The sequence below is a fragment of the Sneathiella chinensis genome (assembly GCF_012720115.1).
GTDB classification, from domain to species: domain Bacteria; phylum Pseudomonadota; class Alphaproteobacteria; order Sneathiellales; family Sneathiellaceae; genus Sneathiella; species Sneathiella chinensis.
The window spans coordinates 157,808-177,183 of record NZ_VNWN01000006.1 but is presented as its reverse complement, the minus strand read 5'-3'; the positions used below and the strand labels follow the sequence as shown (position 1 = coordinate 177,183).

General features: G+C 56.8%; 17 protein-coding genes and 1 pseudogene. 5 read left to right on the top strand and 13 right to left on the bottom strand.

Annotated features, from left to right (window positions below):
* Positions 1-63: 63 nt before the first annotated feature.
* The 3 genes from FQB27_RS10915 to FQB27_RS10905 are packed head-to-tail and all read right to left on the bottom strand — an operon-like array spanning position 64 to position 3,947.
* Positions 64-1,299, bottom strand: coding sequence for a Zn-dependent hydrolase (locus FQB27_RS10915; RefSeq protein ID WP_169561084.1), 1,236 nt, complete (start codon positions 1,297-1,299; stop codon positions 64-66).
* 10 nt (positions 1,300-1,309) lie between these two features.
* Positions 1,310-2,584, bottom strand: a complete 1,275-nt coding sequence (preA, locus tag FQB27_RS10910; RefSeq protein WP_169561083.1) for an NAD-dependent dihydropyrimidine dehydrogenase subunit PreA — start codon at positions 2,582-2,584, stop codon at positions 1,310-1,312.
* A gap of 13 nt (positions 2,585-2,597) precedes the next feature.
* A complete protein-coding gene (locus FQB27_RS10905; RefSeq protein WP_169561082.1) occupies positions 2,598-3,947 on the bottom strand; it encodes an NAD(P)-dependent oxidoreductase in 1,350 nt (449 codons plus the stop codon).
* An 847-nt stretch (positions 3,948-4,794) separates the two neighbouring features.
* Here FQB27_RS10905 and FQB27_RS10900 point away from each other — a divergent pair.
* Positions 4,795-5,478: a TetR/AcrR family transcriptional regulator gene (locus tag FQB27_RS10900; protein WP_169561081.1), complete on the top strand. Its 684-nt coding sequence runs from the start codon at positions 4,795-4,797 to the stop codon at positions 5,476-5,478.
* Positions 5,479-5,499: 21 nt separating this feature from the next.
* On the opposite strand, the gene FQB27_RS10895 is transcribed toward FQB27_RS10900, so the two are convergent.
* A complete protein-coding gene (locus tag FQB27_RS10895) occupies positions 5,500-7,335 on the bottom strand; it encodes an ATP-binding cassette domain-containing protein (protein WP_169561080.1) in 1,836 nt (611 codons plus the stop codon).
* 207 nt (positions 7,336-7,542) lie between these two features.
* Between FQB27_RS10895 and trhO the strand changes: the two genes are divergently transcribed.
* Positions 7,543-8,445, top strand: coding sequence for an oxygen-dependent tRNA uridine(34) hydroxylase TrhO (gene trhO / locus FQB27_RS10890; protein ID WP_169561358.1), 903 nt, complete (start codon positions 7,543-7,545; stop codon positions 8,443-8,445).
* 61 nt (positions 8,446-8,506) lie between these two features.
* On the opposite strand, the gene FQB27_RS10885 is transcribed toward trhO, so the two are convergent.
* The 9 genes and pseudogenes from FQB27_RS10885 to FQB27_RS10845 all read right to left on the bottom strand — a co-directional run bounded on the left by FQB27_RS10885 (position 8,507) and on the right by FQB27_RS10845 (position 16,233).
* A complete protein-coding gene (locus FQB27_RS10885) occupies positions 8,507-8,920 on the bottom strand; it encodes a gamma-glutamylcyclotransferase family protein (RefSeq protein WP_169561079.1) in 414 nt (137 codons plus the stop codon).
* The gene (locus tag FQB27_RS10880; protein WP_169561078.1) at positions 8,920-9,657 is read right to left on the bottom strand and encodes a class I SAM-dependent methyltransferase; all 738 of its coding nucleotides are present in this window, start codon (positions 9,655-9,657) and stop codon (positions 8,920-8,922) included. The genes FQB27_RS10885 and FQB27_RS10880 overlap by 1 nt, the downstream gene beginning before the upstream one ends.
* A gap of 156 nt (positions 9,658-9,813) precedes the next feature.
* Entirely contained in the window at positions 9,814-10,587 is a 774-nt protein-coding gene (locus tag FQB27_RS10875; RefSeq protein ID WP_169561077.1) for a DUF169 domain-containing protein, read from the bottom strand.
* Positions 10,588-10,786: 199 nt separating this feature from the next.
* Positions 10,787-11,884, bottom strand: coding sequence for a branched-chain amino acid ABC transporter substrate-binding protein (locus tag FQB27_RS10870; protein WP_169561076.1), 1,098 nt, complete (start codon positions 11,882-11,884; stop codon positions 10,787-10,789).
* A 130-nt stretch (positions 11,885-12,014) separates the two neighbouring features.
* Positions 12,015-12,359, bottom strand: a complete 345-nt coding sequence (locus FQB27_RS10865; protein WP_169561357.1) for a DUF6867 family protein — start codon at positions 12,357-12,359, stop codon at positions 12,015-12,017.
* Positions 12,356-13,084 carry an ABC transporter ATP-binding protein gene (locus FQB27_RS10860; protein WP_169561075.1) on the bottom strand — a complete coding sequence of 243 codons (729 nt, stop codon included), beginning with the start codon at positions 13,082-13,084 and terminating at the stop codon, positions 12,356-12,358. The genes FQB27_RS10865 and FQB27_RS10860 overlap by 4 nt, the downstream gene beginning before the upstream one ends.
* Positions 13,085-13,137: 53 nt before the next feature.
* Positions 13,138-13,962, bottom strand: a pseudogene (locus FQB27_RS10855) (ABC transporter ATP-binding protein); the annotation flags it as partial.
* 1 nt (position 13,963) lies between these two features.
* Positions 13,964-15,283 carry a high-affinity branched-chain amino acid ABC transporter permease LivM gene (livM, locus tag FQB27_RS10850; protein WP_169561073.1) on the bottom strand — a complete coding sequence of 440 codons (1,320 nt, stop codon included), beginning with the start codon at positions 15,281-15,283 and terminating at the stop codon, positions 13,964-13,966.
* 14 nt (positions 15,284-15,297) lie between these two features.
* Positions 15,298-16,233, bottom strand: coding sequence for an ABC transporter permease subunit (locus FQB27_RS10845; protein WP_169561072.1), 936 nt, complete (start codon positions 16,231-16,233; stop codon positions 15,298-15,300).
* Between the two features lie 374 nt (positions 16,234-16,607).
* Here FQB27_RS10845 and FQB27_RS10840 point away from each other — a divergent pair, with 374 nt between their 5' ends.
* Genes FQB27_RS10840 through sufC form a run of 3 tightly spaced genes read left to right on the top strand, consistent with a single transcriptional unit; the run spans position 16,608 to position 19,357 of the window.
* The gene (locus tag FQB27_RS10840) at positions 16,608-17,081 is read left to right on the top strand and encodes an SUF system Fe-S cluster assembly regulator (RefSeq protein WP_169561071.1); all 474 of its coding nucleotides are present in this window, start codon (positions 16,608-16,610) and stop codon (positions 17,079-17,081) included.
* Positions 17,082-17,084: 3 nt separating this feature from the next.
* The gene (gene sufB, locus FQB27_RS10835) at positions 17,085-18,554 is read left to right on the top strand and encodes a Fe-S cluster assembly protein SufB (protein ID WP_169561070.1); all 1,470 of its coding nucleotides are present in this window, start codon (positions 17,085-17,087) and stop codon (positions 18,552-18,554) included.
* A gap of 59 nt (positions 18,555-18,613) precedes the next feature.
* A complete protein-coding gene (gene sufC / locus FQB27_RS10830; protein ID WP_169561069.1) occupies positions 18,614-19,357 on the top strand; it encodes a Fe-S cluster assembly ATPase SufC in 744 nt (247 codons plus the stop codon).
* Positions 19,358-19,376 lie beyond the last annotated feature (19 nt).

The following is a 19,376-nucleotide window of genomic DNA, read 5'->3' as shown; positions in this document are numbered from 1 at the left end:
GCGCCGCCCTGTCAGGGGTCTGGCCGGGGTTTTCCCCTTGCCGTTCCCCCTGATCGTCTCCCATCAGGCGACGGTTGCCCGTTCCACCACCGCATGCAGCAAGACATTGCAGCCTGCGGCCAGATCTTCCGGTGTCGCCTCTTCCTCTTCGTTGTGACTGATCCCGTTTTCACACGGAACAAAGATCATGCCTGTCGGGGCCACCCGGTTGATGTAGCAGGCATCATGCCCTGCCCCGGAGATAATGTCCATATGAGCATAACCTGCTATATCCGCACCGGTCCGAACCGCGTTCACGCAATCGGCATCGAACTCCACAGGCGGAGAATACCAGATTTGCTCGAACGCCATGTCAAAGCCGCCTTCCTCTGCGATCTTGTTCGCATAGGCCCGAAGTTCCTGATCCATCCTGGACAGGATGGCATCATCCGGGTGGCGGAAATCAACGGTAAAGAACACCTCTCCCGGAATGGTGTTGCGGGAATTGGGACTGCAATTCAAAAGCCCCACGGTGGCACAGGCATAGGGCTGGTTGTCCAGTCCGATCCGGTTGACCTCGGTCACGATTTTCGAGGCAGCGACAAGCGCATCCTTGCGGCGCGCCATGGGGGTGGGACCCGCATGAGCCTCCTGCCCGGTCACCGTGATTTCATACCAGCGCTGCCCCTGCGCCCCCTTGACCACACCGATTGTCTTTTCTTCATGCTCAAGGATCGGGCCCTGCTCGATATGGGCTTCAAAGAAGGCCTTGATCTCGCGCCCGCCGACCTCTTCCTCGCCCGCATAACCGATCCGGGCCAACTCCTCGCCCATGGTCTTGCCATCCAGATCGGCCCGGCTGAGCCCATAATCCAGATCGAACACCCCCGCAAACACACCCGAGGCCACCATGGCCGGCGCAAAACGCGATCCTTCCTCGTTGGTCCAGACGGCCACCTCGACCGGGTGGCGGGTCCGCACCCCGTAATCGTTCAGCGTCCGCACCACTTCCAGACCGGCCAGCACCCCGAAAACACCGTCATATTTCCCGCCGGTGGGCTGGGTATCCAGATGCGATCCCATCATGACCGGGGGCAGGCTGTCATCCTCGCCAGCGCGGCGGGCAAAGATATTCCCCATCTTGTCCACCTTGATGGTGCAGCCAGCCTGTTCACACCATTTCACGAACAAATCGCGCCCCTGCCGGTCCAGATCGGTCAGGGCCAAACGGCAGCACCCGCCCTTTTCCGTCCCGCCAATCTTGGCCATTTCCATCAGGCTGTCCCAAAGACGATCCCCGGTTACATTCATGTTTTTCATTATTTTTCCCTCATTCCGCCGCTGTTCTGTGGGGGTTGCGCGGGTCCTGGTTCCAGTTCATGTAGGGTTTCCCCTCGTCGACCCGCTCCATGGTGATGCAGTTATCCACCGGGCACACATGCATACACAGGTTACAGCCGACGCATTCCTGATCGACCACCTCATAACGCCGGTCTCCCGCCACACGGGCGGCGGCAATGGCCTGATGGGACGTATCCTCACAGGCGATATGGCACAGGCCGCACTTGATACAGAGATCCTGATTGATCCGGGCCTTGATGTCGTAGTTCATGTTGAGCTGGTTCCAGTCCGTGACATTGGCCGAGGCCAGCCCCCGGAAATCGTCCAGCGTCTTGTACCCCTTGGCATCCATCCAGTTGGCAAGGCCGGTCTTCATGTCATCGACGATCTTGAACCCCCGGTGCATGGCCGCTGTACAGACCTGTACCGTGCCGCACCCCAGCGAGATAAACTCCGCCGCGTCGCGCCAGTTGGAAATGCCCCCGATCCCGGACATGGCAATCCCGTTGCAGTCAGGATCACGGGCGATTTCCGCCACCATGTTAAGGGCAATGGGCTTGACCGCCGGTCCGCAATAGCCGCCATGGGCTCCCTTGCCGTCCACGGTCGGGGTTGGGGCCATGATATCAAGGTCGATATTGACGATAGAATTGATGGTATTGATCAGGGAAACCGCATCCGCCCCTCCGTTCACCGCCGCCCGCGCCGATGTGCGGATATCGGTGATATTGGGGGTCAGCTTGACGATCACCGGCATGTCCGTATGTTTCTTGCACCATTCGGTGACCATCTGAACATATTCGGGCACCTGACCGACGGCCGCCCCCATCCCCCGTTCCGACATGCCGTGGGGGCAGCCGAAATTCAGTTCCACCCCGTCGGCACCGGTTTCCGCAACCCGGCCCAGAATTTTCTGCCACGGCCCTTCCTCGCACGGGACCATCAGGGAAACCACCATGGCCCGGTCCGGCCAGTCCTTCTTGACGCGGGTGATTTCCTCCAGATTGACATCCAGCGGCCGATCCGTAATCAGCTCGATATTGTTCAGCCCCATCATGCGCTGGCCGTTCAGGTTGACCGCACCATAGCGGGAGGACACATTCACCACCGGCGGGTCTTCCCCCAGGGTTTTCCAGACCACACCGCCCCATCCGGCCTCAAAGGCGCGGACCACGTTATATTCCTTGTCCGTCGGCGGGGCACTGGCCAGCCAGAAGGGATTGGGCGTTTTAATTCCTGCGAAATTGTATGAAATATCAGCCATTCTGCTCTCCCCCTTATCGGTTCGCCAGATAATCGTTGATGGCATGGGCCGCCAGCTTGCCATCCTGAACGGCGGCAACGGTCAGATCCTCGCCCCCGGAGACGCAGTCCCCCCCGGCGAAAACACCGGGGATGGAGGTTGCCCCGCCGTCCCCGACGGCGATGCGCCCCTCCGCCAGTTCAAGGCAGGCGGCGCTTTCCGTCACCGGGTCCGGGATGAAAACCTGTCCAATGGCCTTGAACACCATGTTCGCTTCAAGGGTGAAAGTCTCGCCGGTTCCGATCAGACGCCCGTCCGGGTCCAGTTCGGTATATTCGAACCCGACCCCGGTCACGACACCCCCGGCAACCTGCAACGAGGCCGGCTTGGCCCAATGCTTGATTTTCACCCCGTTAGTCTGGGCATAATGCTGTTCATGGGGGGTGGCGCTCATGGCGTCGGCGCCGCGCCGATATACCAGCGTCACATCCTCCGCCCCCAGTCGCTTTGTCTGGACCGCGATATCCACTGCCGTATTGCCGCCCCCAATCACCACAACCTTGCGGCCTACCGGGATATCGGCCTTGGTATCCGACTGGCGCAGGGCAGCGATGTAATCGACCGCGTTATAAACCCCTTCAACCTGTTCATCGGCAAGACCAAGCGCCCGCACAGCCCCAAGGCCAAGCCCAAGGAAAACCGCATCATAGCGATCCCGCAACCCGGCCAGTGTCACCTCTTGCCCCAAGGCCTGACCGTAATGAACCGTGATCCCCCCAAGGCCGAGAATGAAATCCACTTCCTGTTGGGCGAAATCGTGGGGCACCTTATAGGCGGCAATCCCGTATTCATTCAGGCCCCCGGCCTTCTGGCGGGCCTCGCAAACCTCAACCTCGTGCCCCAGCATGGACAGCCGGTGGGCGGCGGCAAGTCCGGCCGGCCCAGCCCCCACCACAGCAACGGTCTTGCCCGTTGGCGCGGCCCGCTCGAACGGCTGCTCCCCCGTTTCCATCAACCAGTCAGTGGAAAAGCGTTGCAAGCGGCCGATGGTGACGGGCCTGTCTTCCTGCGCGGTGCGAACGCAAGCCTCCTCACACAGGATTTCCGTCGGGCACACCCGCGCACAGGCCCCGCCCATGATATTCTCTGTCAGGATGTCCAGTGCCGATCCCCGGTAATTGCCGGTCTGGATCTTGCGAATGAAGTTCGGGATATCAATCCCCGTGGGGCAGGCTTCCATACAGGGAGCGTCATAACAGAAGTAACACCTGCTTGCCTCGATCCCGGCGGTTTTGGAATCCAGTGCCGGATACATGTCGTCGAAATTCTTCGACAGCTCGTCGACGGACAAACGTCCCGCCGCGATACCTGCGATATCACCCATCTTTCTTTCCCCAGCCCAGTTAGACATGATCGGCTCATGGCCGAATTTGATATTTTGTTAATATGAAGGTAGTCAAAATCTGACCAAACGGTCAAGTTTTTTCGAATATTAACTCAACCCCCTGAAAAAGTGCCATTCCCATAGCCTGCCAAGCGGCCCCAATCCACCAAACCGCCAGATAAGAAACCCGCGTCCCGGCATAAAATGCCATTATAAAGCGAATCCTTAATCAGAAAAATATCACGCAAAATTGACCCTCCCCCGTATGATTACCTTCCCGCCTGATCCCCTTTTTGCCGGTTTTCGCCCCAAAAAATGTTCATGATTTGTACCAATAACGGTACAGATGGCCCCTGCCCATCATCTCCCCGTCCGTGGAAAGGGGCACCCTGATTTTAAGGGCGAAAAATCACAACGAAGGGATAAAAGAGGCCCTGAATTTACTAGCCTGAATTTCATAGGGGGCCTCACTTTCGTCCATATGTTCACTTTATGTTCTTATAAAGAAAATCGATATGTGTGAAAAATGCAATATATTTCAACGAATAAGAGTAAATCTAAATAAAATTCACATTATAATATTATTTTTTACTAATTTTATACACAGGTTTTCTGGCTTTTTAGGACCGGATTGGCGAAGTAATGCCCCTTTCAATTCTAAGGGGCACTTTCCGCGTTCTGTTTTGATCTTATTTTATTCGCCTGAATGGTCCATTAAGATCCTGATATATTCGCTTTCTGCAAGAATTGACCATTTGGTCAGGTAAGTTTAAAATATACGAACCGCTCTCGCGTTCCTGTTGTCTTTCGACAGGGGCGCATTCGCGGCGAAAGGCGGGTTATCGGTATGCAGGACATCTCCACGGACGGGAACGGGCAAGGCCGTATCCGACAGGAAAATGAAAAGCGCATCATGAAGGCGGCGGAAAAGGTCTTCGCGCAGAACGGCTTTCGCGGGGCAACGACTGCCTCCATCGCCGAAGAGGCGGGCCTGCCAAAAGCCAACATCCATTATTATTTTGGGACCAAGGCCAAGCTGTACCGGGCCGTTGTCGATGACATTGTGGCGTTGTGGCTTTCCTCGTTCCGGGAAATCACGGCGAACGACGATCCGGCCTCAACCCTTGCCGATTACATCCGCGCCAAGATGGACCTGTCTCGCACCCGGCCAGAAGCGTCGCGGGTCTTTGCCAATGAACTGATCCGGGGCGCCCCGCGCATCAAACCCTATCTGGAGGGAGACCTCAAAGACTGGGTCGAAAGCAAGGCCGCCATTCTGGACATGTGGGTCGAGCAGGGAAAAATGGCCCCTGTCGACAGCAAACGCCTGATTTTCCATATCTGGGCCATGACCCAGACCTGGGCGGATTTCGAGGTTCAGTGGGCGTCCGTCCTCGGCCGTCAGGACGGGCTGCAGGACGCGGATTTTGACAAGGCAACCGATGCCATCATTTCCACGGTTCTGAGGACCTGCGGCCTGCTTCCCCTGCCAAGCCGCCGCCATGCGACGGAAATGCCCCTGACGGTATAGCGCCCTTTCGCGCCCTCCCCGTCAGGTAGACAGGGCTTCCTGAAGGATTTCCAGTTCCAGCCAGCGTTCTTCCGCGGCGTCCAGTTCCTCTTTCTTTCCGGATAGGGTATCGGCGATTTTCTGGAACTTCTCCGGTGATTTTGTAAACAGTTCCGGGTCGGCCAACTCCGCTTCCAGCTTTGCGATCTCCTGCTCCAGCCCCTCGATGACGCCGGGCATAAGGTCCAGATCCCGCTGGTCCTTGTAGGACAGTTTCGTGCGGGCCTTGGGCTTTTCTGCCTTGGGCTCACTTGCCTTTGCCGGTTTTTCCGCTTTCTTCACGCCCGTTTCCGGGCCGCCCTTGCGTTGGCGCACATAATCCGTATAGCCGCCCACATATTCGGCAATGTTGCCATCTTCCTCAAGGGCGATCACCGATGTGACAAGCTGGTCCAGAAACTCACGATCATGGCTGATGATGATCAACGTCCCGTCATAGTCACTGAGCATGTCCTGCAACAGGTCCAGCGTTTCCATATCCAAATCGTTGGTCGGTTCGTCCAGCACCAGAAGGTTACTTTCCCGCGCCAGCAGCTTGGCCAGCAAAAGCCGGTTCTTTTCACCGCCGGACAGGGATTTCACAGGGCTTTTGGCCTGTTTATCCTCGAACAGGAAATCCCGCAGATAGGCCACCACATGGCGCACTTCGCCGCGCACCATCAACTGTCCGCTGCCCGGATCGGCCAGCGTATCCCACAGGCTTTCCTCAGGGTCGAGGCTTTCCCGTTGCTGATCGAAAATGGCTGGCGTCAGGTTGGTGCCCAGCTTTACCTCGCCCGTGGTGGGCGGTATTTTCCCCATCAACAGGTTCAGCAACGTCGTCTTGCCCGCCCCGTTGGGGCCGATGATCCCGACCCGGTCGCCGCGCATGATCCGGGTGGAAAAATTGCGGATCACATTCTTTTCCTGCCCGTTGGCGTCAACATAACTTTTACTGATCCCCTCGGCTTCCACGACCACCTTGCCGCTTTTCGCTCCGGCGGATACTTCCAGACGTGCGTTGCCGGTTCGGGCCGTACGTTCCGACCGTTCTGCCCGCAACCGGTTCAGCGCCCGCAGGCGGCCTTCGTTCCGGGCCCGGCGGGCGGTGATCCCCTTGCGGGACCAGTCGGTTTCCTCGGCGATTTTCTTGTCCATCTTGCGAAGCTCGACCTCTTCGCTCCGCAGGATTTCCTCGGACCATTCCTCAAAGGCGGCGAAGCCCTTGCCGTGGGTCCGCAGCACCCCCCGGTCCAACCAGAACAGGCGGTTGGTAAGGTTTTTCAGGAACTGCCGGTCATGGCTGATGATCAACAAGGCCCCCCGGAAGGTTTTCAATTCGTCTTCCAGCCACAGGATTGTCTTGATATCCAGATGGTTGGTCGGCTCATCCAGCAGCAACACATCCGGGTCCGCCACCAGCGCCTCGGCCAGCGCAACACGGCGCGCCTCCCCGCCGGACAGGGTTTCCAAAAGGCGACTGCCATCAATACCGACGCCGTCCAGAACCTGATCCACCAGATAACCGGTTTCCGCCCCGGTCTGTTTCATTTCCTCAGGCACCCCTTGCGAGACCTGCTCGAACACGGTCCGGCCGGGCACGATTTCAGGCTGCTGGTGCAGGTATCCCACGCGGGTTCCGGCCTGCAGGAAGCGATCCCCGCCATCCAGTTCCAGAACCCCGGCGATCGTTTTCAGCAAGGTCGATTTCCCGGACCCGTTCCGCCCGACCAGCGCAATGCGCATTCCCGGCTCTACACTGAGGGAGATGCCCTTGAACAGGTCCCCCCCGCCGAAGGTCACACGTGCGTCTTGTAATGCCAGAATGGGAGCAGCCATAAATTCACCGAGAAAATTGAACGTTGGTCAAAAGAAAACCCAACGGCTTCTACCATTTTGTCTGAAAGGCCGCAAATTCAATCCTGATCCCTGCCGCAAAGCGGGCTAAATAGATTCTTGCATGTGGGCAGCCGTATAAATATAAACATCAGCAAAATCAGAATTGGAAGCGGGAACAGTCCCCTTCCCGATGACCCAGAGGTGAAAATGTTTGTTGTCGCCGCCCTATATAAATTTGTTGAACTTGCCGATTATCAGGACCTGCAGCCGAAAATCCTGAAGGTCTGCCTCGACAACCGAATTCACGGCACCCTGCTTCTGGCGCGCGAGGGGATCAACGGTACCGTCGCCGGTAGCCGCGAGGGGATCGACACCCTGCTGGCCTATCTGAAAAGCGATCCGCGCCTTGCCGACCTGAAACACAAGGAAGCCATCAACGAGGAACAGCCCTTCTATCGGATGAAGGTCCGCCTCAAGAAGGAAATCGTCACCCTTGGCGCGCCTGATCTGGACCCCCGCGAAACCGTGGGCACCTATATCAAGCCCAAGGACTGGAACGCCCTGATCGACGATCCGGACATTCTGCTGATCGACACCCGCAATGATTATGAGGTCGAGGTCGGCACCTTCAAGGGTGCCATCAACCCGAAGACCGAGACATTCCGCGAATTCAAGGACTATGTCGCCAACAATCTGGATGCGGACAAGCACAAGAAGGTGGCCATGTTCTGCACCGGTGGTATCCGCTGCGAAAAGTCCACATCCTACCTGCTGTCCCAGGGGTTCAAGGAAGTTTACCATCTGGAAGGCGGTATCCTGCAGTATCTGGAGGATGTCCCCGAACAGGAAAGCACATGGGAAGGTGAATGCTTTGTCTTTGACCAGCGGGTCACGGTCAATCATGCGCTTGAAAAAGGCTCCTATGACCAATGCTATGCCTGTCGTTACCCCATTACCGAGGAAGACAAGCAGTCCCCGCTTTATGAAAAGGGTGTGTCCTGCCCCCGCTGTCACGACAAGCTGACCGCCGATCAGAAGCATCGCTTTGCTGAACGCCAGAAACAAATCCGGCTGGCCAGGGAACGCGGGGAAACCCATATCGGTTCCTGACCCGATCCCGATATCCTGATGACGGCCCTGATGGCTACCCTCCGGGGTGGCCTTCAGGTTTTCAGGTTTTCAGGAAAGACAGATAATCCCCGGACGGGATGGCGCGATAGGGTGTCACGTCCCGGTTAAAAAGATAGGTCCATGCCGTAAGTTCCCCGCCTGAACGGGGCAAGGCCCGGACCTCTCTTCGCACGTAGAGATGCGGCTTTGGGTCCGTATCGGAACATTCCTCGTAAATATCCAGCGCCTGCAAGACGGTCTCTGGCTCCCGAAGCTGGAAAAGATCGCCGACCACCTGCTCGGCCGGGTCCGGCGTACAGATAACACCGGGATAGCGACCCAGATCATAAAGCCGCCCCTGTATCAGGGCCTGTCCCTGATAGTCGGCAAGGCGTTTCAAAAGGCGGGCTGCCGGAACTTCGCTTGCAAGACGCAGCGTTCCATAGACAAACAGAAACGGCCCGCCCCCGGCCATCAGCCAACTTTTCGGGCCAGAACTTTCAGGCCCGGCTTGTGGCTGAGATAGCGTTTCTCGATCTTCAGACCGAACCGCTCCAGCGCGTGTGTCAGGGAGGCGCGATTGAAATAAATGCTGTGTTCCGGCGGCTTGAACCCGAACCATGTGGACAGGTCCTTCGGAGTTCGCCAGTGCCCGGCATCCGGGGTCGTCAGATACAAAACGCCGCCCGGCTTCATGATATCCGCCGTGTGGCGAAGGAAGCTGTCCAGATCGAGGACATGTTCAATCACTTCCGAACTATAGACCAGATCAAATTTCGGAAGATGTTCTGCGGCGGCTTCGATGGGCAGGTTATGAAAGGTACAGCCCGGGAAATTCTCTTTTCCGTAGGCGACCCCTTCGGAACTCAAGTCGATCCCGTAAGAATCGAAACCGGCCTCGCGGGCAGCCTCGACCACAAAGCCCGCATTGCACCCGATATCAAGGAACGTGCCGCCCGGCACAAGCCGCTTCAGACGACGAAGCCGACGGCGCGAGCGGCGCATTTTCTTGTCGGCCTTTTTGGTGTAACTGCCCGTCCCCGCATAATCGCGATAAAACTCGGCAATGCTTTCCTCGTCAATCATGGGGTTCATGAACACAAACCCGCAGCTCTGGCACCGATCGAAAGTCATCTGGTCCTTCCTATAGGCGGGCGCGATATCCGTACCGGTACAGGCCAGGCAATGATCTTTCCGATCAGAAAAAGTCATGGTCATCATAAAACAAACTGCTTCCGTAAATCCGTGGTGCTCCGCCTGATTTACATCAGAACGCCCCTGCCCGACAACGCACATCTGAAATTCAGGACCGATAAAATGGCGGGGCAAGGTTCCGACTCCGGTGTTCACCTTGCCCCTTTTCAGGAATTAGCCGTAGCTGTGGCCGAGGCCAGCCCGGGCGTCATTCTGCACACTGTAGGGCGGAATGGGATATCTCAGGCCGTTCTTTGACAGATGGGCCAGTCCCTCAACCACCTTGGGCAGATAGGCCGGGGGAATGGCCATCAGCAATTCATCCTCCATCACCCCGCCGTAGCGACGCTCGGCAAAGCAGGGGATGGACAGGCTCGGCTCTCCCGTGGACAGGGCCTTGCCCCAACTATCCGCACAGGCACTTTCCCCCACGCAGGAAAATTCCAGCTTCTTGTATCCCGCCCATTGCAGGCCATTGATGAACAGGATCATCTGCGCGGGAGTGGCATAGATCAGGCACACATCGGGCGGATCAAGACGCCCGGTGGCCAGCGGAGACACCGCCATCGCCTTGTAGGTCCCATAGGGGACAACGTCCATTTCCTGTTGGTGAATGCGGGTATCCTCCTCGCTTTCCCACCAGACGCCCACATAACGCTTTCCGGCCTTCCATTCCTCGTCCTGCGGGTGAAGCCCCAAAACGGCCCCGCACTGGGCGCCGACAAAATCCTCGGCCGTGACCCCGACGGTCCATCCCAGACGACAGGCCTGACCAACGATCTGGTCCGCCGTGTGAATGGCGTCCGGCCGCCGGATGCGCGGAATGGCCTCCATCTCCTCTACCGTCTTGAACAGTTTCATGCCAATGGGGGTGGCCCGCAGCCGCAAATATGTGTTCAATCCCCCCAGAATGGCATCCCAGTCATAATGCCCTTTCAATACGCTCATGGTACCGCCCCTTTTTGCTTGTTCTTGTTGTTGGTTATTCTTGTTTCATTATTGTGCCGCGACGTTTTCCGCCTGTTACCAGCCCCCGGATAGTTACACGAAAAACGGGTTTTGTCAGCCGGGTTTCCCGCCCCACCCCCCATAAAAAAACCCCTGCGGGCAGGACCCGCAGGGGTTCGGTCTTCAGACCCTGAATGACTTAGCGGTAGTCGTACTTGCCGCCCTTCCATTCGTACCAGACATAGCCCGGCAGTTTCACGTCACCCTTGTCATCAAAGGCAAGGTCGCCCAGAACTGTATTGAAGTTACCGGAATTCAGCGCCTTCATGACCGGATCAATATCCACGGACTTGGCAGTGGACGCGGCCTGTGCCCATGCCTGAATGGCGGCATAGGTGTACAGGACATATCCTTCAGGCTCGATGCCCTTGGCGCGGAACTTTTCAACCACACCGGAAGCGTTCGGGTTTTTCCGCGGATCCGGAGAGAAGGTCATCAATGTGCCTTCACCCGCATCACCGGTGATGGACCAGTATTCGTCCGTGACCAGCGCGTCACCGGAAATAAGCTGGGTTTTCATGCCCTGATCCCGCATCTGACGCACAATCAGGCCAGCTTCGGTGTGGTAACCACCCACATAGGCCACATCGATATTTTCCTGTTTCATCTTGGAAACAAGGGCGGTGTAGTCCTTTTCACCAGCCGTATAGGCTTCATACATGGCAGCCTTGCCGCCATTTGCTTCCATGGCAGCCTTTGTCTGGTCTGCCAGACCCTTGCCATAGGCGGTCTTGTCGTGAAGGATCGCGACATTCTTGCCTTTATATTCGGTGGCCAGAAGGGAACCGGCAACCTGACCCTGCTGGTCATCACGACCACAGACACGGTAAACGTTCGGGCCGCCTTCATCGGTCAGCTTCGGGTTGGTGGAACCCGGAGAAATCTGGATGATGCCTTCTTCCTCATACACCTTGGATGCCGGGATGGAGGAGCCGGAGCAGAAGTGACCGGCCATGAAGACCACACCCTTCGAAACCATCTGGTTGGCCACAGCCACAGCCTGTTTCGGATCGCAGGCATCGTCGCCGATGGTCAGGACCAGTTTTTCACCGTTCACACCGCCAGCCGCGTTGATGTCCTCAACGGCCTGTTCGGCACCGGCCTTCATCTGCTGGCCAAAGCTGGCATACTGACCGGTCATCGGCCCTGCGGTTGCAATCTGGATGTCTGCCCAGGCGCTTCCCGCCATCATGACACTTGCTGACAGCATGGTTGCTGCAAGAAGATATTTTTTCATTTAACTCTCCCTTGTTAGTAGATAGGAAATCACACCCTTACAACTATCATTCCTAAAATACGATCATCTTGTAAAGTATAATTTCATTAAATGTCGGACCTGCCGAACTCCCTTTGGCAGGCCTGACAAATTATTGTATTTCGCGCCACGTCAGTGGCCCCGTCCGCTCATAGAGCCACGGATACTGGGTCACCATTTGCCGGACACGGGTCAGGCGGTAGGCCAGCAACGAAATACCAATAAGTACGAGCGTGTCCGTGATGTAGAAATGCACGGACAGAAGGTCCCCCTGAAACAGGGCGTAATGGAAAAACCGGACCGCCAGCCCCAACAGCATCATGTAGAGGATCGGCTGAATCAGGGGTCGCCATTTCATCGCGAGAGAGCGGCCCGCCATAAAGGCCGCCCCGCCCGCGATAATCACTGTCATGAACAGAAATACGGTAAAGCTGTCTTCCCAAAGAATACCCATCAGTGCGCCCCCCCTTCCAGATAGGCGGCCCGAACCTCTTCACGGGCCAACAGTTCCTTTCCTGTGCCGCTCATGGTGATGACACCATTAACGATCACATGACCGCGGTCCGCCAGTTTCAAGGCGTGATAGGCGTTCTGCTCCACCAGAAAGACGGTCAGGCCCTCCCGCTGGTTCAGTTCCTTGATCACCTCGAAAATCTGCTTCACCACCAGCGGCGCAAGACCAAGGGACGGCTCGTCCAGCAGCAACAGCTTCGGCCGTGCCATCAGGGCCCGACCAATGGCCAGCATCTGCTGTTCACCGCCGGACAGGGTTCCGCCCCGCTGATCCCGGCGATCCTTGAGGCGCGGGAACAGGTCAAAGACCTTCTCGAAATCCTCTTCCAGATATTGCGGGTCGGTAACGGCGGCGCCCATCAACAGGTTTTCATAGACCGTCATGCGGGGGAAAATCCGCCGCCCTTCCGGGGATTGGGCGATATCCATGCGCATGATTTCATGGGTCGGCATGTTGGTAATGTCCGTCCCGTCATAGACGATCCGCCCACTGGCGGCGCGCGGATTACCGCACACCGTCATCATCAGGGTGGATTTTCCGGCCCCGTTGGCCCCGATCAGGGTGACAATCTCGCCTTCATGCACATCCATGGTAATCCCGCGAAGGGCCTGGATCTTGCCATAAAAGGTTTCCACATTCTCGATCTGCAAAAGCGGCTGCTTGCTCATTTCGGCGCCTCCGTCTCTCCAGACCCGGTTACATCTTGTTCAATCTGTTGTTCCACGTTTTCCACATCTTCATCAGAAACCCCCAGATAGGCGGCAATGACCTTGGGATCATTGCGAACCTCCTCCGGTGTGCCATCGGCGATCTTCTCGCCGTAATCCAGCACCACAATATGGTCAGAGATTTCCATCACCACGTTCATGTCATGCTCGATCAGCAGGATGCCCGTATCCTCCTCTGCCCGGATATGCAGCAGCAGGGCGTTCAACTCCTCGGATTCCCGGGGGTTCAAGCCTGCGGCCGGTTCATCCAGACACAACAGTTTCGGACGGGTGCACATGGCCCGTGCAATTTCCAGCTTGCGCTGCTCGCCGTATGGCAGGTCAGCCGCCGCATCGTCGGCCCGATAGGTCAGGCCAGTCTTCTCCATCCAGTATTTGGCCAGTTCAATAGCCTGCTTTTCAGCCTCCTTGTAACTGCTGAGCCCCAGAATGCCGCCAAAGGTGAATTTCGACGCCTTCATCAGGGGGTTGTGCTGGCCGACCATCAGGTTTTCAAGAACCGTCATGCCGCCAAACAGCCGGATATTCTGGAATGTCCGGGCCACCTTGGCCTGTTTGGGAATACGGAAATCGTCCATGCGCTCCAACAGGAATTTCTCCCCCTCCAGCGTGTGGGCGGTGATCCGCCCGGCTGTCGGCTTGTAAAATCCCGTGATGCAGTTGAACACGGTTGTCTTTCCGGCGCCGTTTGGCCCGATCAGGGCGGTGATATCCCCCTTCCCCACATTGAAGGACAGGTCATCCACCGCCAACAGGCCGCCAAAACGCATGCTCATGCGCTCCACCGACAACAGAATGTCTTCATTCCAACGCGTCATGTCAGTGCCCCTCCCCTTGTGCCACCATATCGGCGGAAACGCTTTTCTTCCTGACAAGGAAGATGGACGGTTCACGGGTGGAAATCAGACCGCGGGGACGCCACACCATGATCACAACCATGGCCAGCCCGAAAATCAGCATACGGAATTGTTCCGCCTCGCGGAAAATCTCGAAGCCGCCGATCATGGCGATGGACGCGATCACCACGCCCACCTGACTGCCCATGCCACCGAGAACAACGATGGCAAGGATCAGCGCGGATTCAATGAAGGTGAAACTTTCCGGCGAGATAAAGCCCTGACGGGTCGCAAAGAACGATCCGGCAAAGCCTGCGAACATGGCCCCGGTCGCAAAGGCGGACAATTTCACCAGGGTGGTGTTCAGCCCGATGGACCGGCAGGCGATTTCATCTTCGCGCAGCGCTTCCCACGCCCGGCCAAGCGGCAGGCGCCGCAACCGGTTGGTCACAAAGTTGGTCACCAGCGCCAGAAGCAGGATCAGGAAATACAGGAAGATGATCCGGTGCATGGACGAATAGTCCAGACCGAAGAAATCTGCAAAATTCCCCTCGCCCCGCTTGAAAGGCAGGCCGAAGAAGGTCGGCCGGGGAATACCGGAAATCCCGTCCGGTCCGCCAGTGAACTGATACCAGTTCAGCAGGACCACCCGAATGATTTCCCCGAAGGCCAGCGTAACAATGGCCAGATAGTCGCCCCGTAGACGCAACACCGGAAAACCGAGGATAATGCCCCAAAAGGCCGCCAGAATGCCGGCCAATGGCAGACATATCCAGAAAGACAGGCCAAAATACTGGGCCAGCAGCGCATAGGAATAGGCACCGATGGCATAAAAGGCCACATAGCCAAGATCAAGAAGACCGGCCAGCCCGACCACGATATTCAGGCCCCAACCCAACATGATATAGGTCAGGATCAGGATACCCAGATCAAGGAGATAGCGGTCCGTGAACGGCAGGAACGGAAAGACCAGCGCAAATAAAAGCATGGTCGGCCCGAAATATTTCCCAAGAAACCCCAGTTTCCCGACGATGGCCTGCTTGAGACCGCCCGGCACCACACTGACGGCGACGGTGCGCTTGCGCCAGACCGTCATCCACAGGATAAACCGGCCCACAACAACGACCCCGACCACGGCGGCCGCCAACCCGTAATGGGTTTCCAGCGTCAGCCCGCCAATCGCGGTTTCCGTTTTAAAGGCAATGGTGGTTCCGAAAATGGCTGCGGCCAGCAAAAAGGTCACAACCAGATCTTTGAAGATCTGCGCCAGGTCAGTCCCCGGCGCAGGCCCTCCACTCGACATCTTCGCTGTTCCCATTATACTTTTTCAACCTCAGGCTTACCGAGAAGACCCTGCGGCAGGAAAATGAGAACGATTGCCAACATGGCAAACGCGGCGACATCCTTGTATTCGACCGAGAAATAGGCGGACCAGAAGGTTTCGATCAGGCCGATCACCAAGCCGCCCAGCATGGCCCCCGGCAACGAGCCAATTCCTCCCAGAACCGCCGCCGTAAAGGCCTTCACACCGGCCACAAAGCCGATGAAGAAATCGATCACCCCGTAATAAAGCAGGAACATCAGCCCCGCCACAGCGGCCAGCGCGGCGCCCATGACAAAGGTGGTGGAAATGGTCTTGTCCACATTGATCCCCAGAAGCGATGCCATTTTCTGGTCCTGTTCACAGGCACGCTGCGACCGGCCAAGGGATGTTTTCGCGATGATCAGCGAGAACACGGCCATCAGGATAACCGTCACCGAGATGATCAGGATCTGGATATTGGAAATCTGCACCACAAACTCACCGGCCTCGGTGGTTTTGGTCATCAGGGTATAGCCATCCGTGATGATGGGTTGAAGCGGCTTGACCCGCGCACCCTGCGCAATCTGGATGTAGTTCTGAAGAACGATGGAGACGCCGATCGCCGTGATCAGCGGCGCCAGACGGAAAGACCCCCGCAACGGCCGATAGGCAAGCCGTTCCAGCGTCCAGCCATAGGCCGACGCAATGATCATGGCACAGACCAGCACAAGGATCAGTGCCACAAAGGTCAGGCCAAGCCCCGTTGATACGGTCAGTCCCAATGCCGTAATCACAATAAGAGAAATGAAGGCACCCACCATGAAAATGTCACCATGGGCGAAGTTGATCATGCCGATAATCCCATAAACCATGGTGTAACCGATCGCGATCAAGCCGTAAATTGACCCCAAGGTTACCCCGTTGATCAACTGCTGAACAAAATATTCCATCAAGGCACCTCCTGATGCCACCCTGTTAAACTCTTGTTTTTATTCCCAGTCAGACGCCGACCCTGTTTTCAGGTGCCGCCGTTGAATCATTTATTATTATTATTGTTTTTTGATTCCACCACCCTATGCCACAACTTTCTAAAGAGGCAAGAACCTAATGGACAAATTCGTCAAGTACCCGGATTTGCGCAACTAATGAATTGTTTGTAACGGAAAAATGGAGCAATCTTTCGTCGGCATTTTGCCCCTGCCGATTCTGCCGCAGCGCAGCATTCCCCGCTTGCCTTCACAAGCCTGTCTTTTTATATACAAAACTAAATTGGTCTGATATACCCCTTGATATGAGACCATTTTAGTACGATATAGATTTTAAGATGATCAAACTGAGCAAAATGACGGATTACGGTGTCGTGATCATGTCCGAAATGGCAAGGATTGAGGGCCGCATCATGAATGCGCCTGACCTGTCCCTGCATACGGGCCTGACCGTGCCGACCACGGCCAAGGTGCTTCGTATTCTGGCCAAGGGCGGGCTGCTGACATCCCTCAGGGGTGCCCATGGCGGCTATCGTCTGGACCGGAAGCCGAAAGACGTGTCCGTGGCGGAAATCGTCCGTGTTCTGGAAGGGCCTGTCGCTGTGACATCCTGCGTGGACGGCAGTGACCTTGATTGCTCGGTGGAGACCAACTGCCCCATGCGGGGTGGCTGGGAAAAAATCAATCGTGCCATCAATGCGGCGATGGAGGAAGTTACCCTCGCCGATATGTGCCACGACACACAGAAACCTCTTACCCATGTGGCGAAGGGCACCGATACGTCCCTTTCCGCCGCCAATGTTACGGAGTAGAAGATGGCTGTTAGCCAGGAAACCGTGGAGCAGGTAGCGTCTGTTTCCGAAAAATACAAATACGGGTTTGTCAGCGATATCGAGGCCGAAACCGCTCCCATCGGCCTGAGCGAGGATATTGTCCGCTTCATCTCGGCGAAGAAGGAAGAACCGGAATGGCTGCTGGAATGGCGCCTGAAGGCCTACCGCTATTGGCTGAGCATGGAAGAGCCCACATGGGCCAAGGTGGATTATCCCAAGATCGACTATCAGGATATCTATTACTATTCCGCGCCGAAAACCAAGGACAAGCCGAAAAGCCTTGATGAAGTCGACCCGGAATTGCTGGCCGTATACGAGAAACTGGGCATCCCCCTCAAGGAACAGGAAGTGCTGGCCGGTGTTGAAGGTGCTGCCAATGTGGCGGTTGACGCCGTGTTTGACAGCGTTTCCGTCGCCACCACCTTCCGCGAGCGTCTGGAAAAGGAAGGCGTGATTTTCTGCCCCATTTCCGAAGCGGTCAAGAACCACCCGGAACTGGTGAAGAAGTATCTTGGATCGGTCGTGCCCTACACGGACAATTTCTTCGCCGCGCTGAACTCTGCGGTCTTTACGGACGGCTCCTTCTGCTACATCCCGAAAGGGGTGCGCTGCCCGATGGAGCTGAGCACCTATTTCCGCATCAACGCCGCCCAGACCGGGCAGTTCGAGCGGACCCTGATCATTGCCGATGACGCCAGCTATGTCAGCTATCTTGAAGGCTGTACCGCCCCCATGCGGGACGAGAACCAGCTTCACGCGGCTGTTGTCGAACTGGTCATTCTGGATGATGCGGAAATCAAGTATTCCACAGTCCAGAACTGGTATCCCGGCGACGAAAACGGGGTTGGTGGTATCTACAACTTCGTGACCAAGCGGGCCGCCTGCCGCGGCAAGAACGCCAAGGTATCGTGGACACAGGTGGAAACCGGCTCTGCCATTACATGGAAATACCCGTCCTGCATCCTGCAGGGGGATAATTCCATTGGCGAGTTTTACTCCATTGCCATCACCAACAACCTGCAACAGGCGGATACGGGCACCAAGATGATCCATCTGGGGAAAAACACCTCCAGCACGATCATTTCCAAGGGCATTTCCGCCGGCCGGGCACAAAGCACCTATCGCGGTCTGGTCCGTATGGGCCGCAAGGCCGACCATGCCCGTAACCATACGGTTTGTGACAGCCTTCTTATTGGCGACAAATGCGGCGCCCACACGGTTCCCTATATCGAGAACCAGAGCCGGACCGCCAAGATCGAGCATGAGGCAACCACCTCGAAGGTAAGTGAGGAACAACTGTTCTATTGCCAGCAGCGGGGGCTTTCCGAAGAAGAAAGCATGGCCCTGATCGTAAACGGGTTCTGTAAGGAAGTGCTTCAGAAACTGCCCATGGAATTTGCGGTCGAGGCACAGAAGCTGGTGGGCATCAGCCTTGAAGGCAGCGTTGGATAATATCGGGATAACCAATTCGGCAGGCTTACCCTGCCGCGAAAGAAGTTAAGAGCTGGACTATGTTAGAGATTAAAGATCTCCGTGCCGAAATCGGCGGAAAAGAAATTTTGAAAGGCATCAACCTCACCATCAACCCCGGTGAGATCCATGCCGTCATGGGCCCGAACGGCGCGGGTAAAAGCACCCTGTCCTACGTCCTGTCAGGACGCGAAGGCTATGAGGTGACCGGCGGTTCCGTAACCTATATGGGCGAGGACCTTCTGGCCCTGTCCCCGGACGAGCGGGCCTGCCACGGTATTTTCCTCGCCTTTCAGTACCCGGTTGAAATTCCCGGCGTTCCGTCGGCAACCTTCCTGAAGACGGCGCTCAACGCGCAGCGGAAATTCCGCGGCGAGGAAGAACTGGACGCCATGGAATTCCTGAAGCTGGTCCGTGAGAAAACCGCCGAGCTTGGGATCAAGGACGACATGCTGAAGCGGGCCGTGAATGTGGGCTTCTCCGGCGGCGAGAAAAAGCGCAACGAGGTTCTGCAGATGGCCCTGCTGGAGCCGAAACTGATGCTTCTGGACGAGACCGACTCCGGCCTCGACATCGACGCCCTGAAGGTGGCCGCCGATGGCGTCAACCGTCTGCGCAGCCCGGAACGCTCCGCGCTTGTCATCACCCACTATCAGCGTCTGCTTGACTATATCGTCCCGGATTTTGTCCATGTGCTGGCCGACGGCAAAATCGTCAAATCCGGCGACAAGTCCCTGGCACTGGAACTTGAGGAAAAAGGGTATGCAGCCATCAGCGCCGCATAACGCGCCGATACTGCAAAAA

Excerpts from the sequence above, each read along its gene's own strand:
- FQB27_RS10840 (WP_169561071.1), top strand. The coding sequence starts at position 16,608 with ATGATCAAACTGAGCAAAATGACGGATTACGGTGTCGTGATCATGTCC.
- trhO (WP_169561358.1), top strand. The coding sequence starts at position 7,543 with ATGTTTGTTGTCGCCGCCCTATATAAATTTGTTGAACTTGCCGATTAT.
- FQB27_RS10860 (WP_169561075.1), bottom strand. The coding sequence starts at position 13,084 with ATGAGCAAGCAGCCGCTTTTGCAGATCGAGAATGTGGAAACCTTTTAT.
- FQB27_RS10870 (WP_169561076.1), bottom strand. The coding sequence starts at position 11,884 with ATGAAAAAATATCTTCTTGCAGCAACCATGCTGTCAGCAAGTGTCATG.
- preA (WP_169561083.1), bottom strand. The coding sequence starts at position 2,584 with ATGGCTGATATTTCATACAATTTCGCAGGAATTAAAACGCCCAATCCC.
- FQB27_RS10845 (WP_169561072.1), bottom strand. The coding sequence starts at position 16,233 with ATGGAATATTTTGTTCAGCAGTTGATCAACGGGGTAACCTTGGGGTCA.
- FQB27_RS10875 (WP_169561077.1), bottom strand. The coding sequence starts at position 10,587 with ATGAGCGTATTGAAAGGGCATTATGACTGGGATGCCATTCTGGGGGGA.
- sufC (WP_169561069.1), top strand. The coding sequence starts at position 18,614 with ATGTTAGAGATTAAAGATCTCCGTGCCGAAATCGGCGGAAAAGAAATT.
- FQB27_RS10915 (WP_169561084.1), bottom strand. The coding sequence starts at position 1,299 with ATGAAAAACATGAATGTAACCGGGGATCGTCTTTGGGACAGCCTGATG.
- FQB27_RS10885 (WP_169561079.1), bottom strand. The coding sequence starts at position 8,920 with ATGGCCGGGGGCGGGCCGTTTCTGTTTGTCTATGGAACGCTGCGTCTT.
- FQB27_RS10900 (WP_169561081.1), top strand. The coding sequence starts at position 4,795 with ATGCAGGACATCTCCACGGACGGGAACGGGCAAGGCCGTATCCGACAG.
- sufB (WP_169561070.1), top strand. The coding sequence starts at position 17,085 with ATGGCTGTTAGCCAGGAAACCGTGGAGCAGGTAGCGTCTGTTTCCGAA.
- FQB27_RS10880 (WP_169561078.1), bottom strand. The coding sequence starts at position 9,657 with ATGACTTTTTCTGATCGGAAAGATCATTGCCTGGCCTGTACCGGTACG.
- FQB27_RS10895 (WP_169561080.1), bottom strand. The coding sequence starts at position 7,335 with ATGGCTGCTCCCATTCTGGCATTACAAGACGCACGTGTGACCTTCGGC.
- FQB27_RS10905 (WP_169561082.1), bottom strand. The coding sequence starts at position 3,947 with ATGGGTGATATCGCAGGTATCGCGGCGGGACGTTTGTCCGTCGACGAG.
- livM (WP_169561073.1), bottom strand. The coding sequence starts at position 15,283 with ATGTCGAGTGGAGGGCCTGCGCCGGGGACTGACCTGGCGCAGATCTTC.